This window comes from Buttiauxella agrestis ATCC 33320, assembly GCF_000735355.1.
In the GTDB taxonomy this organism is placed as follows: Bacteria; Pseudomonadota; Gammaproteobacteria; order Enterobacterales; family Enterobacteriaceae; genus Buttiauxella; species Buttiauxella agrestis.
On the sequence record NZ_JMPI01000008.1, the window covers coordinates 1 to 9815 of the forward strand.

Annotated in this window: 13 protein-coding genes; 5 read left to right on the plus strand and 8 right to left on the minus strand. The window is 51.4% G+C overall.

The window, feature by feature from the left end; genetic code table 11:
• Positions 1-51: 51 nt before the first annotated feature.
• Entirely contained in the window at positions 52-1080 is a 1029-nt protein-coding gene (epmB, locus tag GBAG_RS01405) for an EF-P beta-lysylation protein EpmB (protein ID WP_034492725.1), read from the minus strand.
• Positions 1081-1120: 40 nt separating this feature from the next.
• Between epmB and efp the strand changes: the two genes are divergently transcribed.
• From efp to ecnB, 3 genes are all read left to right on the plus strand, one after another.
• The gene (gene efp, locus GBAG_RS01410) at positions 1121-1687 is read left to right on the plus strand and encodes an elongation factor P (protein WP_034492727.1); all 567 of its coding nucleotides are present in this window, start codon (positions 1121-1123) and stop codon (positions 1685-1687) included.
• Between the two features lie 61 nt (positions 1688-1748).
• A complete protein-coding gene (locus tag GBAG_RS01415) occupies positions 1749-1883 on the plus strand; it encodes an entericidin A/B family lipoprotein (RefSeq protein ID WP_034492728.1) in 135 nt (44 codons plus the stop codon).
• Between the two features lie 102 nt (positions 1884-1985).
• Positions 1986-2132 (plus strand): lipoprotein toxin entericidin B, encoded by a 147-nt coding sequence (gene ecnB, locus GBAG_RS01420; RefSeq protein WP_034492730.1) that lies wholly within the window; start codon positions 1986-1988, stop codon positions 2130-2132.
• A 45-nt stretch (positions 2133-2177) separates the two neighbouring features.
• On the opposite strand, the gene GBAG_RS01425 is transcribed toward ecnB, so the two are convergent.
• A complete protein-coding gene (locus GBAG_RS01425; RefSeq protein WP_246864845.1) occupies positions 2178-2756 on the minus strand; it encodes a LuxR C-terminal-related transcriptional regulator in 579 nt (192 codons plus the stop codon).
• 240 nt (positions 2757-2996) lie between these two features.
• Here GBAG_RS01425 and sugE point away from each other — a divergent pair, with 240 nt between their 5' ends.
• On the plus strand, positions 2997-3314 hold the full coding sequence (sugE, locus tag GBAG_RS01430; protein ID WP_034492734.1) for a quaternary ammonium compound efflux SMR transporter SugE: 318 nt from the start codon (positions 2997-2999) through the stop codon (positions 3312-3314).
• On the opposite strand, the gene GBAG_RS01435 is transcribed toward sugE, so the two are convergent.
• From GBAG_RS01435 to frdA, 6 genes are all read right to left on the minus strand, one after another.
• The gene (locus GBAG_RS01435; RefSeq protein WP_034492737.1) at positions 3311-3844 is read right to left on the minus strand and encodes a lipocalin family protein; all 534 of its coding nucleotides are present in this window, start codon (positions 3842-3844) and stop codon (positions 3311-3313) included. The genes sugE and GBAG_RS01435 overlap by 4 nt on opposite strands.
• Positions 3845-3956: 112 nt before the next feature.
• Positions 3957-5108: a CMY2/MIR/ACT/EC family class C beta-lactamase gene (ampC, locus tag GBAG_RS01440; protein ID WP_072011126.1), complete on the minus strand. Its 1152-nt coding sequence runs from the start codon at positions 5106-5108 to the stop codon at positions 3957-3959.
• 97 nt (positions 5109-5205) lie between these two features.
• The gene (frdD, locus tag GBAG_RS01445; RefSeq protein ID WP_034492740.1) at positions 5206-5565 is read right to left on the minus strand and encodes a fumarate reductase subunit FrdD; all 360 of its coding nucleotides are present in this window, start codon (positions 5563-5565) and stop codon (positions 5206-5208) included.
• Positions 5566-5575: 10 nt separating this feature from the next.
• The gene (gene frdC, locus GBAG_RS01450) at positions 5576-5971 is read right to left on the minus strand and encodes a fumarate reductase subunit FrdC (RefSeq protein ID WP_034492742.1); all 396 of its coding nucleotides are present in this window, start codon (positions 5969-5971) and stop codon (positions 5576-5578) included.
• Between the two features lie 10 nt (positions 5972-5981).
• The gene (locus GBAG_RS01455) at positions 5982-6719 is read right to left on the minus strand and encodes a succinate dehydrogenase/fumarate reductase iron-sulfur subunit (RefSeq protein ID WP_034492744.1); all 738 of its coding nucleotides are present in this window, start codon (positions 6717-6719) and stop codon (positions 5982-5984) included.
• Complete coding sequence (frdA, locus tag GBAG_RS01460) at positions 6712-8505, minus strand: fumarate reductase (quinol) flavoprotein subunit (RefSeq protein ID WP_034492746.1); 1794 nt, start codon at positions 8503-8505, stop codon at positions 6712-6714. Before frdA ends, GBAG_RS01455 begins: the two co-directional genes overlap by 8 nt.
• A 330-nt stretch (positions 8506-8835) precedes the next feature.
• On the opposite strand from frdA, the gene epmA reads away from it, so the two are divergent.
• Positions 8836-9813 carry an elongation factor P--(R)-beta-lysine ligase gene (epmA, locus tag GBAG_RS01465; RefSeq protein ID WP_034492754.1) on the plus strand — a complete coding sequence of 326 codons (978 nt, stop codon included), beginning with the start codon at positions 8836-8838 and terminating at the stop codon, positions 9811-9813.
• The last annotated feature ends 2 nt before the right edge of the window (positions 9814-9815 follow it).

Consider the following 9815-nt stretch of genomic DNA (forward strand, 5'->3'; position numbering starts at 1 on the left):
TTCCCTCTCCTGGGGAGAGGGTTAGGGTGAGGGAGAAATTCTCGAAAACGATCAGCTCTGTCGTAACTGCAAGTCTATCGGGGTCTTGCTCGGCTCACCGCCAATCTCACGGGCAAGTTTAGGCACCATATAGCCTGATACCATCGTCAGCAACTCACGCATAATCTTGCGTGCTTCATCGTCACTCACCATGAAATGCGCCGCGCCCTGCACTTTATCCAACACATGCAGGTAATACGGCATTACCCCTGCATCGAATAACGCATTACTCAGTTGCGCGAGTGTTTGTGCATTGTCATTCACATCGCGCAGCAAAACGCTTTGGTTGAGTAACGTCACGCCAGCCAGGCGCAAATTCGTCATCGCTGCTCTGAACTCGTCACCAATCTCTTGCGCGTGATTAATATGATTAACCAGAATCACCTGCAAGCGTGAACGCGCAATGCGAGCCACCAGTGTTTCGGTGATACGAGCCGGGATGACAATAGGCAAGCGGCTGTGAATGCGTAACCGTTTAATATGCCCGATGGCTTCCAGTTCGTTAATCAACCAGTCCAGTTCACTATCTTTCGCCATCAGCGGATCACCGCCTGAGAAAATAATTTCGTCCAGTTCCGGATGTTCACTGATGTATGAGATAGCGGCCTGCCAGTTGCGCTTGTTTCCCTGGTTATCGGAATACGGGAAATGGCGACGGAAGCAATAGCGGCAGTTAACCGCGCATCCGCCTTTGACCAGCAATAACGCGCGGTTGCGGTATTTGTGCAGCAGACCGGGCACCACGCTGTGCTGCTCTTCGAGAGGATCGGTACTAAAACCGGGCGCGGCAATAAACTCTTCTTTTGAGGTTAGGACCTGGCGTAAGAGTGGGTCGTTCGGATTGCCTTTTTCCATGCGCGCAACAAAAGCTCGCGGTACGCGCAAAGCAAAAAGTCGACGCGCATCACGTCCCGCCAATAGCTCTTCGTCAGCGTTTAGCTCTAAAATATGCAGCAGTTCATCAGGATCGGTTATAACATCGGCAAGTTGCGTCAACCAATCTTCTCTGCGGGGGGGATTTAGGGTTACAATGTGTGCCATTTTTTGGCTAAGCTACCAATTAACAATTTCAGAGGGCCTTATGGCGACTTATTCTAGCAACGATTTCCGTGCCGGTCTTAAAATCATGTTCGAAGGCGAACCTTACGCGGTTGAATCCAGTGAGTTCGTGAAACCAGGTAAAGGCCAGGCCTTTGCTCGCGTTAAAATGCGCCGCCTGCTGACAGGCACCCGCGTAGAAAAAACCTTCAAATCTACCGACTCCGCTGAAGGCGCAGACGTTATCGATATGAACCTGACTTACCTGTACAACGACGGTGAGTTCTACCACTTCATGAATAACGAAACCTTCGAGCAGCTGGCAGCTGACGAGAAAGCCATTGGCGATAGCGCTAAATGGATGCTGGATCAGGCCGAGTGTATCGTGACCCTGTGGAATGGCCGTCCAATCGCTGTTCAGCCACCAAACTTCGTAGAGCTGGAAATCGTGGAAACCGATCCAGGTCTGAAAGGTGATACTGCTGGTACTGGCGGTAAGCCTGCAACACTGTCTACTGGTGCTGTGGTTAAAGTACCTTTGTTCGTTCAGACTGGCGAAATCATCAAAGTTGATACTCGCTCTGGCGAATACGTTTCTCGCGTTAAGTAATACGTGAAGGTTGGCGGTGGCGCGCTTTGCGCATCACCGCCGCTTGCATAAGGCAGGGAAGATGAACCGTTTGATTAAACATTTACTTTTCATCACGTTGTTAACCACTGTTCTCACTGGCTGCAACGCCACCCGTGGCTTTGGCGAAGACCTGCAACACCTCGGCGGTGCCATCGAGCGCGCTGCAAACAAGTAATTACCAACACTCCTAAAAATCTGCTTTTTCCTTCAGTCTGCCAATTTTTGTCTATGCTTTAACTGCTATACACAAACAATATGGTCAAAAAAGGAAACGGTCATGATTAAGAAAACTATTGCAGCGTTCTTTTCTCTCATAGTGCTTTCGTCGTTACTTACTGCGTGTAATACCACCAAAGGTATGGGTGAAGATATTCAGGATGGTGGTCAGGCGATTTCCGGTGCCGCAACAAAAGCGCAGAATTAATGTATTAGCGGACGGTACGGTATCTTCGCCGTACCGTTGTTTATTTCATGATGACTGATACTGTTCGATAAATAATGAAAAGCGATTGCTAATGCCGAGCTTCATACGAATATTACGCTTATAGGTATATACCGTCTTCGTGCTAATCCCCATCATGCTGGCAATAAAATCATTATTGGCTCTGTCGGTCCATAACTTTAATATGCGTTCCTCACGTAAGGTGAGTAATGGTGATGTGAATTGCCTGTCAGAATTAAAGGGTGGGCGCGCGCTCAGTTGTTTGTGAATGACTGCGTACAACTCAGGCAGTGGCACGGTTTTGTTATATATCGAGCGTGAGCCTTGCACCAGGCAATACTCTTCAATCATTTTATGACGCATGCTGTTAAGCAGCATCAAACGAATCGATGTGCCGCAGGCGGAATAAATCGACGAGAGTTGTTGGATATTATGTAGCGAACTGGCAAAGCTTGTAAAATCAGCAATAACCAGATTAGGTCGCCACTGTATTATTTTTTCACGGGCTAAAAGTAAGTTATCAGTTTCAGAAATAGTAAATGCAGTATTTTGACTGAGCCAGTTCTTAAAACCCTGCCGGGTATAATGGCAGCGGTCAATTAACAATATCTTATGCATACTTACCGTTCACGTAACTCACTGATACAGCCTTTTCTGAATTCTGAAGAGTGCACATAATATGAAAAAAGAGTAGAAGTGAATTGTGGATATACGGGGCGTTTTGCAGCCAATTCCTGGCTTAACAACTCACCATCTGATTGCTAGAATAGCGCCTTCAACCGCCTTATGGGACGACCCATAAGCGCGTCTTTATTCCGGGGACGGCCCCATTGACTGGAGCTGTATATGGCCTGGTTTGTTCTTGTTATCGCCGGTTTGCTAGAAGTCGTTTGGGCCGTTGGCCTGAAATATACCCACGGTTTTACCCGCTTGTGGCCAAGTGTCATCACGGTTGTGGCGATGATCGTCAGTGTCGCGCTGTTGTCATGGTCGATGAAAACGCTGCCGACGGGCACGGCTTACGCCGTCTGGACCGGGATTGGGGCCGTTGGCGCTGCAACCACTGGCATTATACTGCTAGGCGAATCAGCAAGCCTGGCCCGCATCGCGAGCCTGGCCTTGATTGTCATCGGTATTATTGGTCTGAAACTCAGCACCCACTAACTGGCGGGCTGTTTAATCCACATAAGTTTATCAACTGAGAAGCCCTGCTGCGTGGCGATGTTCAGCATTTGCTGTTTCACGTCATTGCTGATGGTCGGCGTGCGGGACAAGATCCACAGATAATCTTTATCCGGCCCGCACACCAGTGCGTGCCGGTAATCTTTATCGATGGCTATTACGTTATATCCACCATAAAACGGCCCAAAGAATGAAACCTTCAGGGCAGCCCGGCTTGGGTCGCCGGTGAAATAGGCCTTGCCAATACTTTGCTGCCACATTTGCCTGTCAGGGTTAAAACCTCGGTTGATGACCTGAATGCCCCCGTCATCCATAGTGCTGTAAGTTGCCGTGACTTGCTCCAGCCCGCTTTCAAATTTATGGTCCATGCGGGCAATTTCGTACCATTTTCCCAGGTACCGTTTAGCCTCAAAATTATTCACTACTTTGGTGCCAGGTGGAGGAGTGGGTGAACTACAGGACACAACGAGAAACGCAACTGCAAGGGCGGTGATAATCGGCCAGATGCGCATAGCAAATTCCTTCTCGGTTTTTTGCTAAGTGTAGATTGTGGCAGGAATTAAGGTGGCTTAGAGAAGAAATAAAAAGGCGGGTAATGGATAACGTCACCCGCCACAAAATATGCTACTGCAATGCATTTAAAATCGTATAGGCCGCTTTTACGCGCTCAGGGTTGGGATAGCTTTTATTCGCCAGCATCACGATGCCAAGTTGCTGCTCAGGAATAAACGCCACGTAGTTGCCAAAGCCACCCGTTGAACCCGTTTTATGCACCCACGAGGCTTTTACTGCGGCCACTGGTGGGTTTATTGCTGTGACGGGTGTCAGGGCAAGAGCGACCTTATTATCGCTCCCGTCAATCACCGTATTGGCTTGCAATGGCCAGTTCAGCATCTCCCAGCCTAAGCCTTGATACATGCTGCCAGCACGCCAGTAGCGCGATTGTGCAAGCTCGATTCCCTGGCGTAACGTCTTATCGGCCACGAGTTCAGGAGAGATGTTGTATTGCACCCAGCTCGCCATATCTTCAATGCTTGATTTCACCCCATAGGCTTCGGCATCCAGCATTCCGGGCGACACGCGCACGGGCTTACCGTTGCGATAACCATGGGCGTACTGTTTTTCCTCAGACGCAGGGACTTTTATCCAGGTATGAGCCAGTTTCAGCGGCTGGAACACACGCTGCTTCATCGCCTCTTCAAAGGTTTTCCCTGAAGGTTTAACCGCCAGCGCACCGAAAAGGCCAATACTGGCATTGGAGTAAAGGCGCTTTTCCCCAGGTGCTCCCTGCGGCTGCCAGGTCTGGTAGAAATTCAGCAACGCGGCCTGGTGGGTGACTTCATCCGGGACTTGCAGCGGCAGCCCACCCGCCGTGTAGGTCGCCAGATGCAGAAGAGTGATATCTTTCCATTGGCTACCCGAGAGCGCAGGCCAGTATTTCGTTGCCGGATCGCTTAATTTGATTTCACCGCGCGCAATAGCGTCGCCACCCAGAACGCCGGTGAAGGTTTTACTCACGGAGCCAAGTTCAAACAGCGTCTGTTTTGTCACCGGGATATTTTGCTCAATATCCGCTTTACCGTAAGTGAAGTAGTACGGCTTGCCCTGATAAACCACCGCCACGGCCATGCCGGGAATGTCCTGCGCCTTGAGTAAAGGGGTAATCGTCTGTGCGACGGTTTTACCGATTTGTTGTTCGGTGAGGGTTTTCGGGGCAGCAAAAGTGGCACATGAAACGCTGAGTACCAGGGCACTGCAAAGGGTTCTTTTGATCATTGGCGATCCTCCATGAAAGTGACACTTTAGCCGTGAGCGCTACAAATAAAAAGGCCTGCGCAATTAATGGCAGGCCTTGTTTAAATCATCGGAGTGATTAAAGCGTGATGACGCCAATCAGTGTCACGACGCTCAGAATCGCAGCCAGACCATAGAACACCCATTTGCCAGATGGCACGTGAATCTTCAGGTCATGCATCGCGTGGTGAATACGGTGCAGCCCGCACCACAGCGGCAGCACAATCATCAGGAAGATGAACAGGCGGCCAATCAAGCTCTGTGAAAATGCCAGCACACGGTCATAGCCCAATGCATCGCCTGGGAAAATACCCAGCGGCAGCATGATGCCAACCAGCAGCACGATAACTGGCGCGATGATGGCGCCCCACATGCCGCCTGCGCCAAACAGACCCCAGAATACCGGCTCGTCGGAGCGTTTTGGATTTGGATTAATCATGACGTCCCCCTTACCAGAACAGTGCAATAAACAGAATGACGGCCGTGGCGACAACCGTCACCGCCCATAAGCCTTTAATCACCGGCTCCGGCCCCATTTTTTCATCTTTAATGATGATATTGGCGGCCTTCGGTGCCAGTTCAAACCAGGTTTTGGTATGCAGTAAAGCGGCGGCCAGAGTGATGAGATTGAGGATAATCACAATCGGGTTTTGCAGGAATGTAACAAATCCCGCCCAGCTTTCCGGCCCACTTTTTAGCGAAAACAGACCACAGATCAGCAAAATGCTGAACCAGACCGTTGGCACTGAAGTGCCTTCGCGAATCATATAAAAACGGTAGAAACCGAGTTTTTGCCACCAGGTTGGCGTCATCGCCCGTACATAAGGCTTACGTTTCGTAGTCATTTTGCACTCCTTAGCGTGGTTTCAGGGTGGCAATCAAAAAGTCTTTCGAACTTTCGACTTTACCCTGCTGGATGGCAGCGGCGGGATCGACGTGTTTCGGGCACACTTCGGAGCAGTAGCCCACGAAAGTGCAGCTCCAGACGCCATTCTTGCCGTTTAACTGCGCCATACGCTCTTTCTTGCCATGGTCGCGGTTATCCAGGTTGTAACGGTGAGCCAGCGTAATGGCCGCCGGGCCAATAAACTCAGGGTTCAGACCAAACTGTGGGCACGCTGAATAGCACAAGCCGCAGTTGATGCAGCCGGAGAACTGATGGTATTTCGCCATCTGTGCCGGAGTCTGGTTATTTGGCCCCTGATCTGGCGTGCGCGAGTTGCCAATGATGTATGGCTTTATCGCTTCCAGGCTTTCGATAAAGTGGGTCATATCGACCACCAAATCGCGCTCGATAGGGAAGTTCGCCAACGCTTCAACCTTCATGCCCTGCGTGTATTCACGCAGGAAGGTTTTACAGGCCAGTTTTGGCACGCGGTTGACCATCATGCCGCAAGAGCCGCAGATAGCCATACGGCATGACCAGCGGTAGGTCAGGTCTGGTGCCAGATTGTCCTTGATGTAACCCAGCGCATCCAGCAGCGAGGTTTGTTCATCGTAAGGCACTTCGTAGATTGCGCTGTGCGGCTCGTTGTCCGTTTCCGGGTTGTAGCGCACGATTTCAATCTTCAGGGTCTTCATCACATCAGCCATTCGACGTCTCCTTCTTCTTGTCGGCCGCTTCTGATTCCGCACCGTAGACGCGTTTAGCCGGTGGCAAAGTCGTGATTTTCACATCGCTGTATTCCAGACGCGTGGTTCCATTGGCGTCACGGAAAGCGAGAGTATGTTTCAGGAAGTTCACGTCATCACGCTCGGTGCAACCTTCGTCCAGGCGCTGGTGTGCGCCGCGTGATTCTTTACGTGCCATCGCTGAGTGCGCCATACATTCCGCAACGTTCAAGCCGTGGCCCAGTTCGATGGTGTACAGCAAATCCGTATTAAACACGCTGGAAGTGTCATTAATGCGAACGCGTTTGAAGCGCTCTTGCAGCTCAGCCAGCTTATCAATGGTTTTCTGCATCAGTTCTGGCGTGCGATAAATCCCGCAACCTTCTTCCATCGACAGACCCATTTCATCGCGAATCTTCGACCAGTTCTCAGAGCCTTCCTGATTAACCAGTTTCTTGAGGCGAGTTTCTACGTCTGTGGCTTGTGCATTCAATGCAGCGTCATTGGCGGGCGATGCTTCGTTGGCACGACGCATCGCGCCTTCACCCGCCAGGCGACCAAACACCACCAGTTCAGCAAGAGAGTTCGAACCTAAACGGTTCGCGCCATGCAGACCAACAGATGAACATTCGCCGACTGCGAACAGGCCTTTAATGCGGGATTCGCACTGGCTGTCGGTTTCGATACCGCCCATGGTGTAGTGCGCGGTAGGGCGAACGGGGATCGGCTCTTTAACCGGGTCGACGCCAACATACGCTTTTGCCAGTTCGCAGATAAACGGCAGACGTTCGAGAAGTTTTTTCTCGCCCAGATGACGCAGGTCGAGATAAACCACATCGCCACGTGGAGTTGGAACGGTGCGACCTGCACGCCATTCGTGCCAGAAGGCCTGAGAAACTTTGTCGCGCGGACCGAGTTCCATATATTTGTTGCGCGGCTCGCCCAGCGGAGTTTCTGGACCCATGCCGTAATCTTGCAGGTAACGATAGCCGTCTTTGTTGACCAGAATACCGCCTTCACCACGGCAGCCTTCCGTCATCAGAATGCCGGAACCAGGCAGGCCGGTTGGGTGATATTGCACAAATTCCATATCACGCAGCGGTACGCCGTGGCTGAGTGCCATGCCCATACCATCACCGGTCACAATGCCGCCGTTGGTGTTGTAGCGATAAACGCGACCCGCACCACCTGTTGCCATCACGACCGCATTAGCGCGGATTTGTACCAGCGAGCCTTCCATCATATTCATGGCAACTACGCCACGCGCAGCGCCGTCATCAACCAGAATGTCGAGCACGAAATGCTCGTCAAAACGCTGGATTTGCGGGAACTGTAATGAAGTCTGGAACAGGGTGTGAAGCATATGGAAGCCGGTTTTATCCGCGGCAAACCAGGTGCGTTCAATCTTCATGCCACCAAAGCGGCGCACGTTGACGGAACCGTCCGGGCGACGACTCCATGGGCAACCCCATTGCTCAAGCTGCGTCATTTCGGTCGGGCAGTTATGGACGAAATAGTCGACCACATCCTGCTCGCATAGCCAGTCGCCACCGGAAACGGTGTCGTTAAAATGATATTCGAAGCTGTCGTGATCCTGCGTAACGGCAGCAGAACCCCCTTCGGCGGCCACAGTGTGGCTACGCATTGGGTAGACTTTGGAGATCAGAGCGATTTTGGCTTGTGGATTGGCCTGGGCCGCCGCGATGGCTGCTCGTAAGCCCGCTCCGCCAGCGCCAATTATGGCAAGATCGGCTTGAAAGGTTTGCACGACATTCCTCCAGATTTTTAGTTATTTCGCATAGCTAATTTAACCAAAGGTAGTTCACCGATACGGCGGCAGCTATAGCGAAAGGGTTTTCCCTGCTCCTTTGTAGGTAGCGGATTATAGCCGTAGGCTTTTTAAGGAAATTTGACGTGTTCGATTTTTTTGCTGTTAAGTTCAGCAATTAATTAATTGTAGTGATGATTTATGTCACGAAATCACGATTTGTCGCGGCGGAGTAGATTGAGAAACGATGAAAATTTACTGCGCAAAATTTGTCTCGCCTATGCGTTGCGGGTAGACTTCTCGGCCTTGTATGAATACGGAGACTCCACCATGAGCGAAACGGCCACCTGGCAGCCGAGCGCATCCATCCCCAACCTGTTGAAACGCGCTGCGATCATGGCTGTTATTCGGCGCTTTTTTGCCGATCGCGGTGTACTGGAGGTGGAAACACCCTGCATGAGCCAGGCTACGGTAACGGATATCAATCTGTTCCCGTTTGAAACCCGTTTTGTTGGCCCAGGCCACGCTCAGGGCGTCAATCTGTACCTGATGACCAGCCCGGAATACCACATGAAACGCCTGTTGGCGGCGGGCATTGGCCCGGTATTCCAGCTGTGCCGCAGTTTCCGTAATGAAGAGATGGGCCGTCACCATAATCCAGAGTTCACTATGCTGGAGTGGTATCGCCCATGCTACGACATGTATCGTTTGATGAATGAAGTTGATGATTTGCTGCAACAGGTTCTGGAAACTGATGCGGCGGAAACGCTCTCTTATCAGCAGGCTTTCCAACGCCACCTGGAAATTGACCCGCTTTCTGCGGATAAAACTCAATTACGTGAAGTTGCGAGAAAACTCGATTTAAGCAACATTGCCGATCAGGAAGAAGACCGCGATACCTTGCTACAACTGCTTTTCAGCATGGGTGTCGAGCCGCATATCGGTAAAGAAAAGCCGACGTTTGTGTACCACTTCCCGGCAAGCCAGGCCGCCCTGGCGCAGATCAGCACCGAAGACCATCGGGTTGCCGAGCGCTTCGAGGTCTATTTCCGAGGTATTGAGCTGGCAAATGGTTTCCACGAATTAACCGATGCACGTGAGCAGCAGCAGCGTTTCGAGCAGGATAACCGTAAACGTGCTGCCCGCGGTTTGCCGCAGCAGCCGATTGACGTGAATTTGCTCGAAGCACTCAAAGCAGGGCTGCCTGATTGCTCTGGTGTCGCGCTAGGTGTGGATCGCTTGATTATGTTGGCGCTCAAGGCTGAAAGCCTGTCCGACGTGCTGGCGTTCCCGGTGGACAGGGCTTAGAG

Coding starts and splice junctions, on each gene's coding strand:
- epmB (WP_034492725.1), bottom strand. CDS start 1,080: ATGGCACACATTGTAACCCTAAATCCCCCCCGCAGAGAAGATTGGTTG.
- efp (WP_034492727.1), top strand. CDS start 1,121: ATGGCGACTTATTCTAGCAACGATTTCCGTGCCGGTCTTAAAATCATG.
- GBAG_RS01415 (WP_034492728.1), top strand. CDS start 1,749: ATGAACCGTTTGATTAAACATTTACTTTTCATCACGTTGTTAACCACT.
- ecnB (WP_034492730.1), top strand. CDS start 1,986: ATGATTAAGAAAACTATTGCAGCGTTCTTTTCTCTCATAGTGCTTTCG.
- sugE (WP_034492734.1), top strand. CDS start 2,997: ATGGCCTGGTTTGTTCTTGTTATCGCCGGTTTGCTAGAAGTCGTTTGG.
- GBAG_RS01435 (WP_034492737.1), bottom strand. CDS start 3,844: ATGCGCATCTGGCCGATTATCACCGCCCTTGCAGTTGCGTTTCTCGTT.
- ampC (WP_072011126.1), bottom strand. CDS start 5,108: ATGATCAAAAGAACCCTTTGCAGTGCCCTGGTACTCAGCGTTTCATGT.
- frdD (WP_034492740.1), bottom strand. CDS start 5,565: ATGATTAATCCAAATCCAAAACGCTCCGACGAGCCGGTATTCTGGGGT.
- frdC (WP_034492742.1), bottom strand. CDS start 5,971: ATGACTACGAAACGTAAGCCTTATGTACGGGCGATGACGCCAACCTGG.
- GBAG_RS01455 (WP_034492744.1), bottom strand. CDS start 6,719: ATGGCTGATGTGATGAAGACCCTGAAGATTGAAATCGTGCGCTACAAC.
- epmA (WP_034492754.1), top strand. CDS start 8,836: ATGAGCGAAACGGCCACCTGGCAGCCGAGCGCATCCATCCCCAACCTG.